The organism is Timaviella obliquedivisa GSE-PSE-MK23-08B, assembly GCA_019358855.1.
In the GTDB taxonomy this organism is placed as follows: Bacteria; Cyanobacteriota; Cyanobacteriia; order Elainellales; family Elainellaceae; genus Timaviella; species Timaviella obliquedivisa.
The window spans coordinates 1-20,182 of record JAHHII010000026.1; the positions used below are offsets into that span (position 1 = coordinate 1).

17 protein-coding genes and 1 pseudogene are annotated in these 20,182 nt (G+C 46.4%); 5 read left to right on the forward strand and 13 right to left on the reverse strand.

Annotation, left to right across the window (positions count from 1 at the left end; translation table 11 throughout):
• The first annotated feature begins 64 nt into the window (after positions 1-64).
• Positions 65-676: a class I SAM-dependent methyltransferase gene (locus tag KME11_22745; GenBank protein ID MBW4518029.1), complete on the forward strand. Its 612-nt coding sequence runs from the start codon at positions 65-67 to the stop codon at positions 674-676.
• 122 nt (positions 677-798) lie between these two features.
• On the opposite strand, the gene KME11_22750 is transcribed toward KME11_22745, so the two are convergent.
• The 4 genes from KME11_22750 to KME11_22765 form a co-directional block, all read right to left on the reverse strand.
• Entirely contained in the window at positions 799-1,227 is a 429-nt protein-coding gene (locus KME11_22750) for a hypothetical protein (GenBank protein ID MBW4518030.1), read from the reverse strand.
• Between the two features lie 1,314 nt (positions 1,228-2,541).
• Entirely contained in the window at positions 2,542-3,339 is a 798-nt protein-coding gene (locus tag KME11_22755) for a hypothetical protein (GenBank protein MBW4518031.1), read from the reverse strand.
• Positions 3,340-3,549: 210 nt separating this feature from the next.
• Entirely contained in the window at positions 3,550-4,404 is an 855-nt protein-coding gene (locus KME11_22760; GenBank protein ID MBW4518032.1) for a M56 family metallopeptidase, read from the reverse strand.
• Positions 4,405-4,833, reverse strand: coding sequence for a BlaI/MecI/CopY family transcriptional regulator (locus KME11_22765; GenBank protein ID MBW4518033.1), 429 nt, complete (start codon positions 4,831-4,833; stop codon positions 4,405-4,407).
• 361 nt (positions 4,834-5,194) lie between these two features.
• Here KME11_22765 and KME11_22770 point away from each other — a divergent pair, with 361 nt between their 5' ends.
• From KME11_22770 to KME11_22785, 4 genes are all read left to right on the forward strand, one after another.
• Complete coding sequence (locus KME11_22770; protein ID MBW4518034.1) at positions 5,195-5,527, forward strand: c-type cytochrome; 333 nt, start codon at positions 5,195-5,197, stop codon at positions 5,525-5,527.
• 86 nt (positions 5,528-5,613) lie between these two features.
• A complete protein-coding gene (locus KME11_22775; protein MBW4518035.1) occupies positions 5,614-6,516 on the forward strand; it encodes a tetratricopeptide repeat protein in 903 nt (300 codons plus the stop codon).
• Between the two features lie 304 nt (positions 6,517-6,820).
• Positions 6,821-8,263, forward strand: coding sequence for a PepSY domain-containing protein (locus KME11_22780; GenBank protein MBW4518036.1), 1,443 nt, complete (start codon positions 6,821-6,823; stop codon positions 8,261-8,263).
• A gap of 102 nt (positions 8,264-8,365) precedes the next feature.
• Positions 8,366-8,668, forward strand: a complete 303-nt coding sequence (locus tag KME11_22785; protein MBW4518037.1) for a copper resistance protein — start codon at positions 8,366-8,368, stop codon at positions 8,666-8,668.
• An 844-nt stretch (positions 8,669-9,512) separates the two neighbouring features.
• Here KME11_22785 and KME11_22790 read toward each other — a convergent pair.
• The 9 genes and pseudogenes from KME11_22790 to KME11_22830 all read right to left on the reverse strand — a co-directional run bounded on the left by KME11_22790 (position 9,513) and on the right by KME11_22830 (position 20,133).
• Positions 9,513-9,923: a hypothetical protein gene (locus KME11_22790; GenBank protein MBW4518038.1), complete on the reverse strand. Its 411-nt coding sequence runs from the start codon at positions 9,921-9,923 to the stop codon at positions 9,513-9,515.
• A gap of 651 nt (positions 9,924-10,574) precedes the next feature.
• Positions 10,575-11,054 carry an IS6 family transposase gene (locus KME11_22795; GenBank protein ID MBW4518039.1) on the reverse strand — a complete coding sequence of 160 codons (480 nt, stop codon included), beginning with the start codon at positions 11,052-11,054 and terminating at the stop codon, positions 10,575-10,577.
• Positions 11,055-11,312: 258 nt separating this feature from the next.
• Positions 11,313-11,957, reverse strand: coding sequence for a hypothetical protein (locus tag KME11_22800; protein ID MBW4518040.1), 645 nt, complete (start codon positions 11,955-11,957; stop codon positions 11,313-11,315).
• Positions 11,958-12,315: 358 nt separating this feature from the next.
• Positions 12,316-12,984, reverse strand: a complete 669-nt coding sequence (locus KME11_22805) for a hypothetical protein (GenBank protein MBW4518041.1) — start codon at positions 12,982-12,984, stop codon at positions 12,316-12,318.
• A gap of 106 nt (positions 12,985-13,090) precedes the next feature.
• Positions 13,091-16,147 (reverse strand): hypothetical protein, encoded by a 3,057-nt coding sequence (locus KME11_22810; GenBank protein ID MBW4518042.1) that lies wholly within the window; start codon positions 16,145-16,147, stop codon positions 13,091-13,093.
• 234 nt (positions 16,148-16,381) lie between these two features.
• On the reverse strand, positions 16,382-17,494 hold the full coding sequence (locus KME11_22815; GenBank protein ID MBW4518043.1) for an IS630 family transposase: 1,113 nt from the start codon (positions 17,492-17,494) through the stop codon (positions 16,382-16,384).
• Between the two features lie 101 nt (positions 17,495-17,595).
• Positions 17,596-18,258, reverse strand: coding sequence for a beta-lactamase family protein (locus KME11_22820; GenBank protein MBW4518044.1), 663 nt, complete (start codon positions 18,256-18,258; stop codon positions 17,596-17,598).
• Between the two features lie 31 nt (positions 18,259-18,289).
• A pseudogene (locus KME11_22825) lies at positions 18,290-19,108 on the reverse strand (DUF1206 domain-containing protein).
• A gap of 71 nt (positions 19,109-19,179) precedes the next feature.
• On the reverse strand, positions 19,180-20,133 hold the full coding sequence (locus KME11_22830) for a metallophosphoesterase (protein MBW4518045.1): 954 nt from the start codon (positions 20,131-20,133) through the stop codon (positions 19,180-19,182).
• Positions 20,134-20,182 lie beyond the last annotated feature (49 nt).

Consider the following 20,182-nt stretch of genomic DNA (forward strand, 5'->3'; position numbering starts at 1 on the left):
CCATGCTTGACTACATCTTCGCTACCACAACTGGGGCAGACGACTGTTTCAACTGCCATATTCGATGATGCTGACGACACTACTCCTCAATTATCGCATGACTTCCACAGGTCTAGAACACTACCCGATTGATTATGACCCGGTTCTGCTGGCGATCGGTCAGGGAGCATTAGGAACGATGGGCAATCGGTTGCGTTGGATCGAGGCAGATCTAACGCAAGAGGTCTGGGTAGAACAGCTTGGTGAAACTCAAGTTGATGCAGTTTTAACAACAACAGCATTGCACTGGCTACCGATTGATCGGCTAGTATATCTCTATCAAAAACTGGGTCAAATTGTGCGTCCAGGTGGTGTATTTCTAAATGGTGATCATCTCTACTTTCCACCGCACTTAACTACACTTCAACGCTTAGCAAAGGCAATGCAAACGCAGCAGGAAAAGCAGGCATTCTCAGTTGAAAATCAAGAGGATTGGCAGCAGTGGTGGCAGGCGATCGGGCAAGAGTTAGAACTCAAAGATTTGCTAACAGAAAGACATCGACGCTTTCAACCTCGCTTTACTGAGAATGAACCAACGCTTGCCATTCATGAAGCAGCACTGCAAGAAGCGGGATTCCGAGAAGTTGGTACAATTTGGCAGCAATTTGACGATCAAATTCTCCTAGCTATACGCTAGTTCTTAAGTATTTGCGGAAACAATGTTTTAGTTAACCCTCTCCTAAGAAACAATTTGAGCTGAAATGCTGATACAGATAAGCTTTAGACATTTCTCAGTTTATTTGTCAACGGCCGCAAGAGCTAGGGTCGAACAGTAACCGGAACGGTTAACTCAAAAGGTTGAAAGTCATCTTCTTTAGATTCTCCAGTCAGTACAAGTTGGTAGGTTCCTGGAGTAGGGAAAGTAATACTTGTGCTAATAGGTCGTTCATGTCCTTCAACTTCAGTTTCAGAGAGGTGAGGATAGGCAATAGGTTGATTTCGCGCGTCATAAACGACCAAATTACAGTTGCAATTAGATAAGGGAATGGTTTCGCCATCGGGGTGAGATAAGTGAAACCAAGTTACACTAGGAATCTTGGTATAAGGAGAATCATCGGGTTCTAAATGAACGGTCACCTGAACAGTTCCAACCGTTAGATGTTGATGGGCGATCGCGTTTGAGGAATTAATCAGAAGGCTAGCTGGAATTAGTAACCCAGCTACAAATAATAAGATAGATTGACGCATAGTAACCTCAAAGTATGAGCGATGTAGGAATCCTTAAAATGAGATACACCCGCAGCACTTCTCAAGGCAAGTCACAGTTTTCTTGCGCTGATTAAATCAATTCTTCTGATTAAATCAATTCTTCAGGTTTGAAAAGCCTGGATCGAACCTGCTTAATGTCTAACAAACTTCTGCGATCGCCCTCATTTTGAATGAGAGGATAGAACTGCAATAACGTACAACCTCAATTTACTCTCTAAGTAGGAACATTCAGTCTAGCTCTGTATTCAAACTTAGCGGAGTAGTTAGATTGAACCCTGAGTCTAACAGATTATTTAATTGAAACCACACTTTTAATAGTTCCAATTAATATGCTGTCGCTATTAAAAAACAACGGATATACACACTAAAACTAATATACTGTCATAACTATCTCCCGTCCGGAACAAAATTGCTAGTTGCTCTATAGTGATGGTAAATCAACGCTTTCAGATAAATAATCTCCAAATTTGCCATTACTAACTTCTATTTGCTATGGTGCTATGGTGTGTTTTGATTGAAATGGTTTCACAGAATGAGTTGAGTGTGTGTTGTTAGCAATTTTTAGTTGCTGCGGCCAATTCTCTGTTGAGTTATCAGAACAGGAACGTAAAGTATTATGTCTAGTCAAGGTTGCTTTACAGCGACCAAAATTCCACACGAGCAAATTTATAGATTGCTCAAAAAGTTATTTTGGTTAAAAGTAGCTTTTCAAATCTGTCTTTATCAGGAGCATCGCCATGCAAAATCTCTTCTTACTAAAGGATGGCGAACGCAATGGGTTTACAATCGACAAAAAACACACAGACTCAGGGAGAAACTTCTACATCTGATCAAAGTCAGCGTAAGCAGATTAAACAAGAGATCCAACAGAGGATTCATGAAACACTTCAGATTGCTAAAGATTTACCGTCAAATGCCTGTTTAAGTGAAGTCAGAAGTAGACTTTTGGCAGTTCAACTCTACTGTCAATCTGTAGGAAAAACATTCATGTTTATTGAGGAATGTATTACTTGTGATCAGTATGACTTGGGGGGAAATCATGACGATAAGGCAACTTTATTCCGTGGTCCTAGTGAAGCAGCCTCAGTTGCAATCTGTATAACAAATGAAGGTTCCCTACTCCATCGAAATGATTGTCCTTGGAGAATTTACAGGCACATGAGAGATGTTAATCCTGTGGAACATCTCTCATGTATATCGATCAGATAAGAACTTTGATGGCGTAAAGTCTAAACATTGACGAGCTTACGAGGGTGAACTTCATATTTCCCCCTCATGAATTCTGTCTTTCGATTAGAGAGTCAAGTTATCTGCATAGACTAGTCGAGTTGCCGATCGCTGCTCAAACAGCATATATTCTTCCATGATGCTCCAGAAAAAAGCCCGTAGAGTTTTCCGTCGTGCTTCGGCTGGAATCGTGTAATCGAACGGCGAATCGCACCGCTTGATCTTGGCTAGGTGGCTATCGCAACCACAGCCATGTTCACTGAAATAACCGTGATGGCTTGATATACTGTCAATCAAACGCCGCAGCATGGATACATAGCCCCCATGCAGAATGGCATCAAACTGTCGGGCAATACCCAGATCTTGTTCACTAAAACGGAACGATCGCACTTCAAACAGATCCGATCGTTGCAAGGGATGGAGGAATGTCCAATAGAATGTAGCAGGTACATCATATTTAAGTTCATCAAACAAGTCCTTCACCACGTTCACTAGAGCGATTCGCTCAGGTTGCTGAACATCACTAGCCTCTACTTCACTCTGAATATGTTGTAGGTCTGGATAGTTCTCTGGCAGAAATGCTTCACCGTAGTGAAAGACAGCTTCCCAAGCTAGTTGTCCGTTTCCTTCCCGATAAGCGTCTTTAAGATGTTTTGCATCAGGACGCTCCAAAAACAGGATATGTCCATTCTGGTTCTTTGCCAAAAAGACCTGTGCCATCGCAGTGTACACGCGAGGCTCCGTCATCCACTCTCCTTGTGCAATCCGTTGCCAATTCTCTGGCATAAATTCGAGGGGAACAGCGGGTTCACCATTAATCGTTGTTAGAAGTGAACCCTGTGTAGTAGTTGCTGCTGATGGCATAAGAGAAATCTCCTGAGTTTAGATACACCCTTCACATTAGTCATTACGAGCAAGAGAAATTTATTGCTAGTCATTAGGTTACATCATCTCACGATGTAACCTAATGACTAACTTGAAGTTGCAGTATTGCTGAATTGCAGCATAAAAATCTGCTTCCTTTGCTCTCTTAGAAGTTGAGTTTCATACTTTCGTTCAGCAAAGCTGAAACCTCTACCGATGCAGGCAGAGAGTCAACAGCGGCAGGAATGCGGTCATTATCCATACGAAGATTACACCCTGTCCTTTGTAAGACGGCTCTGCTTCAGTTAATAAAGTTTCAATGCGTTCCTCCAGGCGGTTTGCTGAAGCGGTAGCGGTAGTGCCAAAAGCAGCGCAATTAATTTCGGAGTGTATTAAAGGATCTTTGACTACTAACAACAATGTTTCTGCCAGCAGCAGCGCATCGACTTTCTGGGCAGCCCATTGATCGGCACGCAGTTCGCGTAGTAGCAATAGTTCTTGCCACAGAATGTTGGAATAAGGGAGCCATCTAGTAGCTTGACGTAACCAGCCCAGCCAGAAAAACCAGAAGGTATCTCGATAATAATGGTGAGCTGCCTCATGAGTCAGGACTGCCTCAATTTGGGCATCGTTGAACGAGGTTAGCAATCCACGACTTATGACTAGTTTAGAATTCCAAAAACCCACTTGGGCTGCAAATAAGGCAGGTGTATCAAGAAGATGTCCGACTGTTTTTTGAAAATTAAAGAGATTATAGGTTTGAACCGTCTGGATCGATCGCCATCCTCCTACCATTAAGCCTATCAACCGCAAACCTGTATATCCCAAAAAGCTCAGCGCCAATAGATAACCGATCCAGCCCACAGGTAACCCCAACATATAGCCATCTGTGCCCATCAGCATTACCGCCAAAGCCGTTGTAATCAGCAGCAGTGGCGGTAGTAGGAACAGACTAAGCGCCCATTGCCAACGGCTTGACCAGGGTCGCTGACCTGGGCGTTGAGGGCTGCACAACCGGATACAAAAGACTGCTGCTAGTGAAAGTAGAATGAAGCTGAGATGCATTTAGGCTTCCTCCTCGGCTTGACGAGTTTGACGGATAGATTTTAGGCGTTGGGCGATCGCTTCTATTTTTTCAACGCTTGCCCGATCTAATTCATCAGCGAAAGCTGCCACTACGTCAGGATTCCCAATCGCCAAAAACCGCTGAAGCTGATTATGCGCCTGCAATGCCTGCGCTTCTGCTTGAGATACTAAGGGTCGCCAGCGAAACGCCCGATCCTGGCGATCGCACGTCAGCCAGCCTTTCTGGGTCAACCGCCCTAATACTGTAGTCACCGAGGCATAGGCTAACTCGCGGTCAGGATTAGTGAGAATGCGATCGTGAATATCTTTGACCGATGCAGAGCCAAGTGCCCAAATCATCTCTAGAATTTCTGATTCTAAAGGACCCAGGGAAAGCTGTTTGGGAGAAGGTTCGGGGAGAGGAGCCATTGAGGGCGATCGGGAGCTAGGAACAATGTATCTTAGTTGAGACACGTCTTAGTTTAAACAAGTATGAGCGCCAGGAAAATAATTTCCTCATATATTTTAGAATCTGTTCTGTTTCAGAATCTTACAAAGTTGGATGTTTGACAGCTTGTCTTTTGACTTTGCTGACAGTAGTTCGGCATTATCTGAGAAGAGATTTAACAAATTTCGTTAGCTCTACAGAAAAATACTTCTCGGACTTAGAAGCTGTTTTCGTTTCCCCCGCGTGGGGTGATTAGGGGTTGTCTGCTCAGCAGGTCATTCTGATTACCCTGCCTTTTTAGTGCCTTACTTTTCTAGTAAATATCGACGAACGAGGAAGAACATGAAAAAATCACTCTCGACTATTTTTCTAGCCTTAGCGATCACCACTTTTATCTTCAGCCGTCCGGTCATGGCGGTGGACGTAGCGGATGGAGCCAAGATTTTTGGCGCAAACTGTGCGGCTTGCCACATGGGCGGAGGTAACATGGTTAACCCCGCTAAAACTCTTAAGAAAGATGTGTTAGACAAATACGAAATGGCATCTCTGGTGGCAATTACTACTCAGGTAACTAATGGCAAAAATGCAATGCCTTCCTTTAAGGGAAAACTGACTCCTGAACAAATTGAGAACGTGTCTTCTTATGTGCTGGAACAGTCTGAGAAAGGCTGGTAATTGACAAGGTTCAGATTCTTACCCTAAATCCCTTTCCCAGAGCGGGAGAGGGACTTTGAATTCTAGCCATCTCTACTGGGATATTCATGCTGTTGCAGAAACTGCTCATTGTTCTTTTGGCGATCGCACTGTGGATCACGCCTCTGCTCGCCTTTGCAGATGAAGCGCCCCTCATTCCAGAAACCGCTAAAGAGGTCTTCCGTGCCGGAGTTTTAGCCTTTCAGAAAGAAGATTATGCTGCCGCAATAAAGCAATTTAATCAAGCCATTCAATTAGATGTCAAATATGCAGCAGCCTACAGCGATCGCTGCCTTTCTTACCTCCAATTAGAAAATTACGCAGCCGCCGCTCTCGACTGCACCCAAGCTTTAGCACTCAATCCTAACAACGTCGAAACTTACTTAAATCGGGGCTTAGCGCACTACAAATCTGGCGAATTTGCTGAAGCGATCGCCGACTATACCCAAGTTCTACAACTTAAGCCCAGTGATTATCGCGCCTACTACAATCGAGGTCTAGCCGAGGTCGAGCTAGCGGCATACCGAGACTCAATTGTGGATTACGGACAGGCGCTTCGTCAGGCTTCACCTTTAGATCGGCTGACCTTGGCAGAAATCTACAATGATCGAGGGTTGGCGCAGTTGCTGTTAAACGAGCAGCAAGGGGCGATCGCCGATTTTACACAAGCCCTTCAATTCAACGATGCCAATACCCGCGCCTACTACAATCGGGGCTGTGCCTATCATCAAAAGGGCAACCGCATTGCTGCACTGGATGATTTCAACCAAGTCTTACAGCGCGATCCTGGCGATGTCAAAACGTATGTCAGCCGGGGCTTATTGCACCAAGAAATGGGGGAAATGGGAGAAGCGCTCGCCGATCTACAACAGGCGGCTAAGTCTTTGAGCCAGCAGGGAGCGATGACGGATTATCAGCAGGTTTTGAAGATAATTAAGAATATGTTGCCTGGAACGATAGCTTTTGGATAGTTTTTGGATAGCGCTCGTTTGCAGTGATAAATACACCTTTATTTAGCAACGGTTGTTGTGCAGAATTAGATCAAACTGTCTTACCACAGCCAGATCTTTTTTACTGAAGCGGAATGAGCGAACTTCAAACAGGTTTGCCTGCTGGAGGGTACAACCGATTTGACAAAAAGGGATACTCAAGATTTTTTCTAAACTGAGCTTGCTCTTCTAAAGATTCTCTAAATGTTTGACAGGGTGTCTTTTGACAGCTTTTTGTTAAGTGCGGGATACTGGCGCAGATTTGTCATGGGGAAAAGTAATTGATATGAGTGGATCTGCAATGGCTTCAAATGCCACATCAACTCCTGCCTCTCCGAGTAATCGGTTCTACCGCACCATCTGGCGCTGGCATTTCTATGCTGGTTTGCTCGTCATCCCTTTTATGCTAATTCTGGCAACCACAGGCATCATTTATCTCTTCAAGCCTCAGCTCGACGCTGCTATGTATCACAACCTGATGTTTGTGCAGCCAAGCACTACAGCCATTCCATTCACACAGCAGATACAGAGCGCACAGAGGGCTTTTTCAGGTGCAACAGTGAGTCAGGTCATGCCTAATGTTGCGCCTGACCGCAGCAGCGAAGTACTGTTAACCACAGCCGACCAACAGAATCTGAGAGTGTTTGTTAACCCCCATAACGGGCAGACCTTGGGCGCTCTTGATGAGAAGAACAACCTGCAAGCGATCGTTCGCAAGATCCATGGGGAGCTGTTGATTGGTGATACAGGCAGTTATTTAGTCGAACTAGCCGTCTGCTGGACGCTGGTTCTGTTAATTTCTGGGCTGTATCTCTGGATTCCCCGCAACCGATTCTCAGTGATGGGCACCCTGCTTCCCAGGCTGTGGAGTCAAAATAAGCGCGTTTTCTGGCGGGACTTACACGCCGTTCCTGGCTTTTACGGCATTCTTCTGATTGGGTTTCTAATTCTTACAGGATTACCCTGGACCGCATTTTGGGGGAATACGTTCTCTAAAGTGATGGGCACCTTTCCTGCCCAAATGTGGGACGACGTTCCCAAATCAACGGTATTGACGGGTTCTCTCAACCAGAACAGCCAGGTCGTTCCCTGGGCAGCAGAACAAATTCCTATGCTCCAATCCACCGTTCCTGGACACAGTAACCACTTAGGGCAGACGGGGGCGATCGTTCCCGCGAATGGAATAGTTGAGAATACTCTGGTTAACCTCAACTCTATGATCGCGCTGGCTCAATCAAAAGGGGCTCCTCCTGGCTTCAGCATGACTTTGCCGGACGGCGAAACTGGCGTCTATACGGTTTCCGCATTCCCCAACGATCCGACACAGGAAGTGACAATGCACATTGACCAGTACAGCGGCAAAGTGCTGGCAGATGTGCGCTGGAAAGATTATGGGTTGGTTTCCAAAGCAGTCGAGATGGGAACTGCAATTCACATGGGGAAAATGTTTGGATGGGTGAATCAGTTCGTCATGCTAATCGCGGCATTAATTGCGATCTTGCTCTCGATCACGGGATCTGTAATGTGGTGGCAGCGCCGTCCGAAAGAAGCAGGATTGCTGGGTGCGCCAGCCATGCCGCCCTATGTACAAAGCTGGCGAGTGCCGTTAGCTATCGTTGCGGTTCTGGGACTGGCATTCCCTCTGGTCGGTCTGTCGCTGGTCATTGTGCTAGTGCTGGACTACTTTGTGTTGTCTCGTATCCCTGCACTGAAGCGAATTTTTGATTGAGTCTTGATAGCTTCCGCCCCAGATCGAACAAGCCATTGACCTAGGGGCAATTTGTATTTGTTTCTGAAATTAAGGTTTGCAGTAGCAAGGATATATTGAAGAATGGAATCTTCAAAGAAACAGAAAAAATTGTCTGTTGGAATCGGTGCTCGTGGAGTGGTAGCAATCGGTGTTTCAGCACATGGGGTAGTGGCAATCAGTGTTTCATCTCACGGTATTGTTGCCTTTGGCGTTGTGGCAATGGGCGTTTTTTCGTTTGGTTTCGTATCAATGGGGTTGCTGAGTGCAGGCTTGGTTTCAATGGGAATTGTTGCCTTTGGTCAACAGACTATGAGCTTGACTCAGACCCAATCAGCTTCTTCTCAACCCGCGCATCATCATATGCCTGGAATGAAAATGCCCTGATCGGATCACTTATTGGCGTATGGTTAAACTCAGCAGAGTATTCACTCACCCCGCTGAGTTTAACCATACGCCAGCAATGGCGATCCCCTCAATCAGCCCTCACCCACCGATGCGATCGATCTCGAACGCGAACCCAAACGCCCCGCAGCCCACCTGGAAGTCGAGGAACTAGCGTTGATTCAACAAGCGCTAGAGTTGCTGGTTTTGACGCAGTTAAGGGATCGGGCGATCGTCGCTATTCTCAGTCATGGATTCTCAGTCATGGATTGTATGCCTCTGAAGTCTCTGCCCTCAATATCGAGCAGGAATAGTAAGGTTTTGACGGTTCACCCTTCTAAAGGGCAGAACTATTATTAGAGGGAAATTTTCCGCATATCCCCCCAATTAAGGTGGATCGCAAGAATCTTTCCGTATATCACGCTGATTTGTACGGCTGCGTAGACAAGGATTATTGGACACATTGCCGATGGCTCTGGCTCACTCCCGCATGGAACCCGAATCACTACCCGGAACCGACGATAGTTGGCTGTATTGGGTTGACTTCTCAACTCCAGATTCTCCAGGGGAGAGAGCTCTTTAAACACTTATGGAATCTAGCGTCCTTGTTTCGTATATAAATATAAAATCTGTTTTATAGCGATCGCGGACTTGCCCGAAGCCCTTTCAAGATAAAGGTTCTGCATCACTGTCTTAAAAAACGGAGACAACACCCCCCAAAACTCCGCTTTGTTGGAGGGCCAGCTAAGCTTGGGCACTGAACGGGATCGACAAAATCACCCAAACGTAACCTGGGTGGAATCTAGCTGATTAACTTGAGGTTTGAATGCGCCTAACAGAGTAGTATCTATGCTGCCGATCGCCTCCTCTGAATCTCTCTCTGGTCAGCTTCTGGAAGTTCTTTGAGAGCTTGCCAAATCGCTTCCAGTGCCGCTTCATCGCCCTCAGCATCTCGCAACATCTCCAACCCATCCGCGACCGAGGATTCATCAAAATCTGGTGAGGCTTCTGTCAGCCGCCGCCGTGCTGCCTCTAAAAGGCGATCGCGGAATGGGTTAGCCATCCCCGAAACCTGATAGATCTGATCGCGCTTCCCCACTATCCCCGGTCGGGCGATCGCCTCTCCCTTCAGCCCCAACTTGATCAACAGCTTATTGCAAATCTCTACGGGGGTTTGACTCGGCTTAATTTCTAGCCCTAGCCAACAGTGGATTTCGGATTTCCACTTTAGTGCTGCTGCTTTAATGGCGATCGCCACACAACACCCCTCGCCCGTCCCGGATCAGCCTGGAGCGATCCAGCGATCGTCCCCCGAATCCCAAACGTTCTTTCTTCCTTTCCTCTTCATCGTTTCAAAGCGGATGTCCCAACTCTCAATAGAGTGAAGTGGAGCACCCGCTTTATTTTTTTGCTCCTATCCTTTTTTCCGTTTAGATTCAAACGCCCTGCCCTCAAACTTACAAATCTCAGGCTCGAAGTCTACCCAATTTTTCAAGGCAGCTTAGATGAGTATAAGTACTTAAAAATTGAGTTGAGACACTTTTGAGCCAAGTTGAGCCAGGACAGTTATATTTCCTAGTCAATAGAAAGTCTTCTTTCTCAATAGTGAGCCATTAATGAGAATGTGGTGAGACACTTTTGAGCTAAGTTGAGACGCTTTGAGACGCTTTGAGACACTTTTGAGCCAAGTTGAGACACAGAGAAAGAACGATTCTTGCGCGTCAATGAGATGGATTTATGCACGCAGTACGCTCAATTGTGTTACTTTTTTGGAATGACTCTGAATCTATTTCAGTCACAATTTTTTTGAGCTGTACTAGTATCAAGTACTAATAGCAGTTGAGCCAGAATATGTGGTTGTGTCGCAAGTACTTTTTAGTGACAAACGAAGTATCTCATTCGCGTTCCGTTAAGCGCTAATTCCAAAGAGTTCTTCGATAAACTTCGCTTGAGACACATTGTCCCCTTTGCTGATTCCTTTCACCTGTCCTTTACGAATCATACTCAGGGCTTCGATGCCTCTTAAGGTTTGTCTTGCCGTATTGAATGACCCGAATCCCATCATTGGCTTTGTCAGTCGCTTGATGTTGCGGTGATCCTGCTCGATGATGTTATTCATATGCTTGCTCTGGCGCAATTCCGTCTCTGCTGCCAGCGTTTCATCCGCTTTCAGGGCTTCGACTGCCACCGGGTAGGCAGCATTCTTATCCACCGTGATCACTCGCAGTTTTTGAGTGTGTTTCGCTTTCAGCACTTTCCGAAAGAAGCAGGCGGCAGCTTTGCCGTCTCGCTTAGTACTCAGCATGAAGTCCAACGTGTTACCCATTGAATCGACGGCGCGGTAAAGGTATTTCCACGCTCCTTTCACTTCGATGTAAGTCTCGCCCACTCTCCATGAGTCATTCGTGGGTTCAAGAACGGTCGAATGCGTTTGTCCAGTTCAGGGGCAAATTTCAGCACCCAGCGGTTAAGGGTGGAATGATCGACCTCGACTCTTCGCTCTGCAACTCAATCATCTTCCAACACCGATGGTTTGATTTGTTGGACAAGAGCAAAAAACACGTGTAAATTTGTAGTTAATCCTGTGGGAATTGAATGGGAAAATCTTTGACCGGAAAAACCAAGAAAGCCTCGCCGAATCTCAACTCTATTCAAGTCTGTCCAGGCAAAGATCTTTTCTTTGTATAATAATGCCTTGCTGGTTTAAAGCAATTTGGTCAAATTCCAAGTTTTCACCAGCCTGAAATGATTTTACCAACGGGGGGAGTTGATAGGTAAGACACACTTGCTGCAAGGAAGACCCAAGCTGATCAACATCCTCGATTTTTTCATCCAGATAGCATTTAGAACCGTCTTTTTGTATAACGTTGTAGCTGGAGAAGTACCCACCTCCTCCAACCTGAACTCTGTACTGCCAGATTTCGACAATATTTTGGTAGAGAAAGACCTCAACTTTGGGATTCCGCTCATCTACAAAACCATGTTCAAAAACGCTGATTGCCCGAGTTCCTAGCTTGCGTATTTCTTGCCGGATTCGCGTAGTAAAAAAAGTAATTCCCATTATGATTAAGCCAAGTAACCCAATCAAAAAAATGGACATGGACAGAGATTCTTTCAGAAATTCTTTTTGAACAATTGGAAATATTGATACAAGCAAAATGAGTCCCGCTATAGCAGTGATCGAATTGCTCCAAATGCTCGATTTCGCTTGTCTTCCGTCCCAGTTCGAGGTTTCAAGCAAGCTTCCAAGATGATAGTGAGTGGCAATTTCATTCAAGTCAGTTTTAGTCATTAAAACTCTCCGATTGTAATTGTTTGCGAGGTTGAACCGAGGCAGTGAGAAAATAGCGAAGTGCTGCCATAGCAGTTCCCAAACAAGCAAGGTACGTCCGGCGTTTGAGAAAAAGGGGCTTAAGCTCCTTTTTTGCACCACACTGGATTGAGAAGCACTATATTAGGATGTCATGGTCTTTCAGATGTTGCAGCGTTTTACCGATATCTGGAAGAGTCAGGTCGAAAATCGGCGCTAGGATAAACTCCAGCACAGCTTCTCAGAATTTGAATAAAGTTGAGTTTAGAAAAGCTAAGTCGTTTGGTTAGGACGACTTAGCTTTTCATCGGTTTGCCAAACCTACAAGACAAAACCGAGATTAAACGATGACGATGTTGGCACTGTTAACCCCCAACAAGTTCAAGCCAGGTGACAGTTGAGCAATCTGCGTGGTCGGGAATCCCGGTCCACTCCGGCTACCATCTCGATCGAAGGATAAAGTACCCGTCCCAGGGTTGTAGGTGAAGTAATCGTCAAGGTCGGCTGGACCTGTCCCAATGTTGAAATTGCCGGGTGCAAGAGGTCCCAGGGGGAGCTGAGGCGGGACTCCAGGATTGAGGACGAAGAACTGCGATTGATCGATCTGGATCACGTCGTTCCCCGGAGAGAAGTCGGTAATGGTCGTGTTAACTCCGAAGACATTATCAAGCCTGAAGGCATCTCGCCCTGCACCGCCAGTCAAAAGATTGTTGCCCTCCCCACCAATCAAAACATCATTACCGCTTCCCCCTACCAAAACGTCGTTGCCTGCGCCACCCGTCAGGGTATCGTTGCCATCACCGCCAGCGAGCCGATCGTTGCCATCACCGCCGTCGAGCGTATCGTTGTCTGCACCGCCGTCGAGCGTGTCGTTTCCGTTACCACCCCGGAGGATATCATTGCCTGCAAAACCTCTGAGGATGTCATCGCCGCCGAAGCCAAGAATCAGATCGTTGTTGACAGTACCATTCAGGTTGTTGTTGTTGTTGTTACCAGGAACGAGAGCCATTTGAATTTGTTTCCTTAAGAACTTGACACCTCTCGTTCTAGCGATCGATCGTCAATTCACCGTATGGAATACCGTCAAAACATCGTCAAATTGGAAGTTTTTTTCTTTATTTTGTAAATAGTTTTGGTTTACTTAGTGTCACGAAGTGTTCCATCACTAAGCGGTGAACAAAAAGGTAGTTTCCTCCTGCTTTGCGCAAGAAAGTTCGTTCCGCCGCATAGTCGAGAAATGCAGCATAATTCCAGGGCATGACTTTACTGCGATACAAAAGATAGCGAATTGCTAAATGCTGGATGCAGGCTAAACCGCCACAAATTAGCCAGCAAGCCGTTCCACTTTCGATCGCTGAACCCAGCCCTTTACCCACGCCGCTTGACCAACCCATCGTTGCCCCATAGCCAATGCCATTCGCCAGCCCAAACGGAATCCCGATCGCCAAGCTCATCCACAGCGCGCCCCACAGGGAATGACGGATTCCTTGATTAGGCATGATTTTGGTTTCAATTTCGCTGCTGGTGAAGCCGCCAGCGATCGCCACCATCAGCCCGACACCCAGGCTCATCACCCAGCCGTATGTCACTTCATAGCCAATTCCATACACGACTCCGAAAACCAACCCGAGCGCGATCGCCAAATTGAGGCCGAGGCGCGATCGTGACCATGACCATCGCCAGACTTCTAGCAAAACCACGCGATCGGGCTGTAGAAATCGCCATGCGCCAATTGCTGTACACAAAGTCACGATCAAGACAACGCCCAAGCCCAAGCGCAGTCCCAGAAACAACCCGATCGCCCAGCCCTGACTGATTCCTGCGACAAGGCCAATCCGAACCGCATCGCCAATCGATCGCCATTTTGAATCAGCGATTGTTAATTCACGCACAGGAGCGTGAAATCCAACAACGACAAGGCTGAAGAGGAAACTGGTAATGATTCCCACCATCAATCCAACTTCTAGTCCGTGCATCATGCCCTGCAAGCCGTGACTCAGCCAGGGGACGACACCATTTGCCCATCCCGGCGCTAATCCTAAGTTGAGACCAACGCCCATGCCGCCAGCGATTCCCATCAGCAGGGCAACCATGACGGTTTCGATCGCTAGCAGCCCGCGTCGCTGTCCGTTTGAGAGCAAACAATCGGGCTGTAGCCGTTCAATCAAAAACAGGGTTTGGTCGCGCCGTACTAAGGTTTGAGCCAGCCATGTTAGCCAGTGAACGACTTGATCTGATCCATAGGGCTGTTCCGCACCTCGATGCACTAGCATTCTCTGGATGTAAGCCGCAAATAGCTGATCTCGCCACTGCTGGGAAGAAACCTGAAGCTGTAGCGCCTCAAGGGTTTGATCTTGGCAAGCGATCGCAATCATATTCACCATCAGCGGCGTACTGGCTAATTCTTGAAGCGCAAGATCCTGCTGCAAGATAGACCTGACTCCCGCTAGCCGATTGCCCGATCGCGCTAGATAGCTGTCCGTCTGGGCAAGCGTCAGGGGCTGCACCAAAACAGCACCATTGAGTTGCAAACGCTGCGTCAGTGCCTCGTAGTCGATCGCTCTACTACACACCACCAGATTCGTGAGCCAGTCAGTTGTCCGAAACTGGTTGATCGCTTCCACACAAGCTTCTCGCTGGCTCAAAGCCACTTCATCCAACCCATCCAAAAGCGGCAAGATTTTAGATGTTGCGATCCAGTCTTGAGCAAGCTGCTGAGGCACCTGATAGCGAAGCTGAAGCTCATTCACCAGCCAGGTTGACAATGAGCCAGCAGCCCACGATGAAAGATTGAAGACTACAGGCATCGGATAATGGGGATCTTGGGCAGCTTGAACGAGGAGCGATCGCGCCAAATCCAGCAGCAGCGTCGTTTTGCCTGCACCAGGCATACCGAGAATCAGAAACGAGTGGTTGAACTGTTCATACACGTCAATCATTTTTATTTCTGGTGCTAAAACTCGCGAAGATCGATCGACGTGCATCAGCAAGTTCCAAGGCTGTGCTATGGCATCAGAACGTTCTTCTAAACCTAAGTCCATTAACGCTGCGTTATAGAGCGAGTTTTCAAGAGCACCCTTGATCCAGAAAACATGAACTTTTTCCAACATTCTGTGCCGATTGAGTTGATCGGGTTTGTCAAGAGGAACTGGAGGCGGTTGAGCGACCGACCGGAAATCCTTCTGAATATCCGTCTGTAAGCCAATGGCAGGTTGATTTAACGGTATTTTGACGATCGGTTCTTCTAGATGCAAGGCTCGATCGGTAGAGCAGAACGGTTCAAACAACTCTGCTTCCAAACATTTAGGAATAGTGATTGACGGTGCAGATGCTGTCCGAGAATTTCTCGACAAAGCGGATAAAACAGGTAAGGTTTCATCTGTCCGAGTAAAAGAGCCGTTACGAATTTGCTCATACAGTTCTGTTGTAATCTCATCAGGTTCGGTCTCAAGTTGAGTGGCGAGAATTTGAGAGCAGGTTTTGTATTGCTGTACTGCTGCACTGCGCTGTCCACAATAAGTGAAGACCTGCATCAAGCATTGATGAGCAAATTCATTCCAAGGCTCCAACTCTACTAGTCGCTGGGCGTGGCGCTGTAGCTGCGGCCAGTTTTGGTGATGACTGTAATAGATTGCCAGACTGGTGCAAGCATCAACTGCTAGACCATGCAACCGCTCGCGAGTGAGAATAATCCACTCCTCAAACGCTTCGCTATCAAACGTCTTGACCTCAGCCAAAAAATCTCCTCGGTAAAGATCGATCGCCTGCTTAAGCTGCACAACTGCCTCACCGCTCAACTCGCTAGCAGCTTGTGGATCGAGGGAAATACTTTTCAGCAGCGTCAAGAAGTCGGTCACATCTAAGCTGTAACTGCTGTTAGGGTCGAACTGAATCGTTTGGCGCGTGGTGAGTAGAAAGGGCGTGGCTGATTGGCGATCGCTCAAGAGATGACGCAGTGTGGTTAAGGTTTGGCGCAGATTACCACGTGCCCGTTCCTCAGTAGAATCTATCCAAAATAGAGCCGCCAATGTTTCTCGACGACGAGGTTGATTCGCTTCTACAACCAGGTAGACAAACAATGCCCAGACCTTATTGTAGGCAAAATTCGTGAGCGCCGCTTCATCTAGGCTGACTTGTAGCGATCCCAGTAGTGATACAGAAAGTCTCACCATCAGTGATTGTCTCTCGAAATTTTGCTTAAAGGGTTGATGTCTGTGTTCAGAGTAGAAACTTGCCTTCTATTTGTCGGTCTGAAAAAGTCATAGAAAGTATGGAATGTCCAACATTGCTACTTAGATAGCGATCGGTACAACTGTCCAAGCGCCGAACGGACAAAGCTTTGTACAAATGCACTATTAACCCGGACATGAAAGACAACGTACATTGAAAGATAAGCTACTCAACATTTAACTTGCAAGTAGCCCATTTCCTTTGTTCTTCACTTTTCGTTGCCACTTAATCTTTAGTTCTCCTTGATTCAGGAGTCGATCCAGTAGCTCTCTCAATTCTTCCACCGATTGGAATAATCGATGCGCGATAAACTCCTTACAAAAGTGCCAGACCAACTCAATCAGGTTGTAATCTGGGCTGTAAGGGGGCAAAAACCACAATTCTAGATTGGGGCATTCCTCAGATAGCCGAGCCATCACTTCCTGCTTTTTGTGGTAACTTGCATTGTCTAGAATGATTACAACTCGCATCTCACTTTGCTCAAACTCGATTTCAACATTGCCCTTCCCAATCCATTCTTGCTTGACAAACTGGTTCAGCTTGAACATATTCTCATAGAAACTATCTCCGTTACCTTGCTCGATGAAATAGCATTGTTGATGACGGTCATGGTAGCGTAGTCCACCCATCACATTGACTCGTCCTCGACTCCGCTTTCCAGGTAGTTGCTTTCGTTTCCCTTGCTTTCCCCATTGTTTCCGGCGAATCACTCGCAAGCTAAATCCACTTTCATCCCAAAACCAGACCTGGAGTTGCTCCGAAGACGATTCTGTCGCCGCCAATTCCGCCTCTAACTGCGCCTTAAATGTTCGCCGTTTCTCAGGATCTTGCTTCTCCTCTAGGCTGTACTTTGCCCAGAGGTAACCGTACTTTTTTTGGCGTAAGATTCTCCCCACTTGGACACTGCTGAGCTTAATTTGAGTTTCCTTTTCTAAATGTAAGGCTAATCGAGCCGTTGACCAGCGCCCAAATTCATACCCTAACTCGCTCGGTGATTGCTCGACCACCACCAGCAATTGTTCAATATAGGCATCTGTCGCCTTGCGATAATTGCCTTTTGAGCGTTGGTCTTTGAAGCTCTCTAAATCATCGGGATTCCCGCAAACGCACCAATGAGCGACGCTGCGGTAAGAACATCCAATAAAATCCACGATTTCTTCATAGGTCTTGCCATCATTTCTCAGCAGCAACATCAAAATCCGCTGTCGTTGATGAGCATCCTCGCTCTCTCGAAGAGCATTTTGGAGGTTTTCTTGTTGGAGCGGACTGAGAAATTTAGGAACTGGCATCGGTTTAATTCGATTATCTTCTAGTCCCTATTTTACCCAGCTTTATGTATTCTAGATGATAGTCAGCTTACCCGCCTAAAGTAACTCCCATACTGGAATAACTATAAATCTCTCCTGGAGGCAAGGTGAACGGAGGCATACGATCGGGGATATAATTGTTCTAAGGGAGTCATCTCTGTGGCAGTAGGAGCAAGAATGCCAAGCAAGCGCTGACTCGTGCCCTCGGTTTGAGTCATTAAATTGGCAGCATCAATTGGTTCCTTATAGAAACTCTGGATTTTGAATGCTTGTAGATATGAATTAATATCAGCTTTAAGATCTAGCAATCCCCGTTCATAGAACTGCATGATCGCTGTATGAGTAAATAATTTGGAAATAGAGGCAACCCGAAATAAAGTGCGATCGCCATCTATAGGTATTTTCTGGTCTGGATCAGCGAAGCCATACCCTTTGACAAAAAAGAGTTTACTATCCTTAACAGCCGAAACTACACCCCCTAAAGCGTGCTCCTGTTCCATCTCTTGAGGCAAAAATGAATCGAGAAATGCTTCTAATTCCTGTGGATCATTAAGTCCTGGATTGGGTTGAGTTTCGCTAGGATCGACTGGAGGCTCAGGAGGGGATGTTGGAAAGGGAATAATGTTTTGGGGCTGCGCAATTGCACTAGTTGGATAGAAAGCCATCACACCCACTAAAAAGCATGACAGCAACGCGATCGCGCTAATGACGACCTGAACCAATACTTGATTAGTGCAGGGTTTCATTCTCTTCTCCTCAGTTTCCCAAATCCGTTTGTCACTCATGAGGCTGGATAATTCGTCGATAGCGAGCTTCAATTAATAAATAAATACTGTAAGAGATTAATCCGAGGGAGACGGTGCCCAAGAGCCAACGACCAAACATCTGCTGTGATAAAACCGTTAACACACCGTCTAATCCTTTCGCTTCACTGGCATTTGCATGAAGAGCAGCTAACACCAAAAATAGCCCAATGATGTCAAACATAATCCCGCGAGCGGCAATTCCAAATTGCCCAATCCATTTTGCCCATTTGCGTTCTGTCTGAGTCATTTGATGTTGCTCAAAATGGCGTTGAAATTTAGCTTGATAAGCTTCGTAGAGATAAAAAATTCCCACTGCAATCACCATTAACCCTACGGCTCCAACCATCCACCGCCCAAAGGGTTAAGCCATAAGTCGGCTTGTCCAAAATTGGGTTGCATTAATATCACTCCTATCAATATCCATAATGAGCTTCACTGCTGTTAACGCTAATCCGGTATAGGCGATCGCACTAAAGGCATAGCCAAGACGTTGCCCCACCCGCTTTACACTCATTTTTTTAGCAGAATGCTCTGGATCAAACACAGTTTTAACAACGCACCAAAGAACGTAACCCATTAAGCCGATCGCCACTAAAACCAGCAGAAACTTTCCGAAAGGCTGACTCAAAATAGTTGTTAATGCACCACTTGTACCAGTTTTTCTGCCTCCTGTAGTAAAAGCTGCTTGTGCCGCCAATAGACCAACAATAAAGTAAGCGATGCCTTTTGCAGCATAGCCAAATCGGGCAAGATGTCTACCCAAGGATGGGCTGCTGCTTGTCGTGCAGATTGTTCAAGATCGGGGCGGGTCATAGGAATTACTTTAGAGATGTAATTGAGAAGTGTGATTGATTTTGTGAGCTACGATTTTGCTTGCAGTGTAAACACAGTTAGTTCGGGAGAGCAGTTAAAGCGAATGGGGAGATGACTAAAACCAATGCCACGATTGATATACAATCGATTTTCAGGATTGCCGTAGCCCGGAATCCAACCGGATACCCGTACGGTATCACCTTTGATTTCGGAGAGCCATGACCAGCTTGATTTATCCTCCACAAACGTCATCCATGACCACTCTGGCATAAAGGGAATACGAACCTGTCCGCCATGAGTATGCCCTGCCACTGCAACTGGGGCTGTGTTTGCAGGAAGGGCACCAAAGGAAGCGGGATTGTGCATCAAAACGAAGCGGGCAGCATTATTGGGAACCTGAGCGATCGCCTTAAGTGGCTCGGATTGTTTAGGAAAATAAGCTCCAATGCCCACTAGGTAAAGGCTCTCATTTTCAGAAGATTGCCCCGTCTGTGGCAGAATAACCGCCTCATTTTTCAATACAGGAATACCGATCGCTTCTAATGCTTGCTGAATTTGCTCGGCTCGTTGGATAGCGGCTGCATCAGGATCAGCAAGTTTTGTCATTTCATAATCATGATTTCCCAATACCGCGTAGGTAGGAATTTGTGCAGCAGTCAATGGGCGCACCAATTCAATAATTTGATTAAGCTCCGGTGTTAAATTTTTTCCTGGCTTGTAAACAAAATCTCCCGCGATTAACGCAGCAGCAGGGCGATCGGCAACAATTCGAGCGATCGACTTTTCAATGGTGCTAATATTTGCCATCCACATTCCGACTTGGAAATCTGACACTACAGCAATTTGGTTTCCTTGCCAAGATTGGGGCAGAGCAGGAATTTCAGCAACTACAACATTGCGATCGAGAAGATAAGGCTCGATCAAGCCCCAAGCTAGCAGCACAAGTAAGCAACTTCCTACACCTAACACTAAATATTTAATTCGTTTCCATAAATGACTCATTGTTCAATCACTAGTTATTTCTTAATTAATAATTGTTCTGTCCAATCAC

Coding starts and splice junctions, on each gene's coding strand:
- KME11_22745 (MBW4518029.1), top strand. CDS start 65: ATGATGCTGACGACACTACTCCTCAATTATCGCATGACTTCCACAGGT.
- KME11_22750 (MBW4518030.1), bottom strand. CDS start 1,227: ATGCGTCAATCTATCTTATTATTTGTAGCTGGGTTACTAATTCCAGCT.
- KME11_22755 (MBW4518031.1), bottom strand. CDS start 3,339: ATGCCATCAGCAGCAACTACTACACAGGGTTCACTTCTAACAACGATT.
- KME11_22760 (MBW4518032.1), bottom strand. CDS start 4,404: ATGCATCTCAGCTTCATTCTACTTTCACTAGCAGCAGTCTTTTGTATC.
- KME11_22765 (MBW4518033.1), bottom strand. CDS start 4,833: ATGGCTCCTCTCCCCGAACCTTCTCCCAAACAGCTTTCCCTGGGTCCT.
- KME11_22770 (MBW4518034.1), top strand. CDS start 5,195: ATGAAAAAATCACTCTCGACTATTTTTCTAGCCTTAGCGATCACCACT.
- KME11_22775 (MBW4518035.1), top strand. CDS start 5,614: ATGCTGTTGCAGAAACTGCTCATTGTTCTTTTGGCGATCGCACTGTGG.
- KME11_22780 (MBW4518036.1), top strand. CDS start 6,821: ATGAGTGGATCTGCAATGGCTTCAAATGCCACATCAACTCCTGCCTCT.
- KME11_22785 (MBW4518037.1), top strand. CDS start 8,366: ATGGAATCTTCAAAGAAACAGAAAAAATTGTCTGTTGGAATCGGTGCT.
- KME11_22800 (MBW4518040.1), bottom strand. CDS start 11,957: ATGACTAAAACTGACTTGAATGAAATTGCCACTCACTATCATCTTGGA.
- KME11_22805 (MBW4518041.1), bottom strand. CDS start 12,984: ATGGCTCTCGTTCCTGGTAACAACAACAACAACAACCTGAATGGTACT.
- KME11_22810 (MBW4518042.1), bottom strand. CDS start 16,147: ATGGTGAGACTTTCTGTATCACTACTGGGATCGCTACAAGTCAGCCTA.
- KME11_22815 (MBW4518043.1), bottom strand. CDS start 17,494: ATGCCAGTTCCTAAATTTCTCAGTCCGCTCCAACAAGAAAACCTCCAA.
- KME11_22820 (MBW4518044.1), bottom strand. CDS start 18,258: ATGAAACCCTGCACTAATCAAGTATTGGTTCAGGTCGTCATTAGCGCG.
- KME11_22830 (MBW4518045.1), bottom strand. CDS start 20,133: ATGAGTCATTTATGGAAACGAATTAAATATTTAGTGTTAGGTGTAGGA.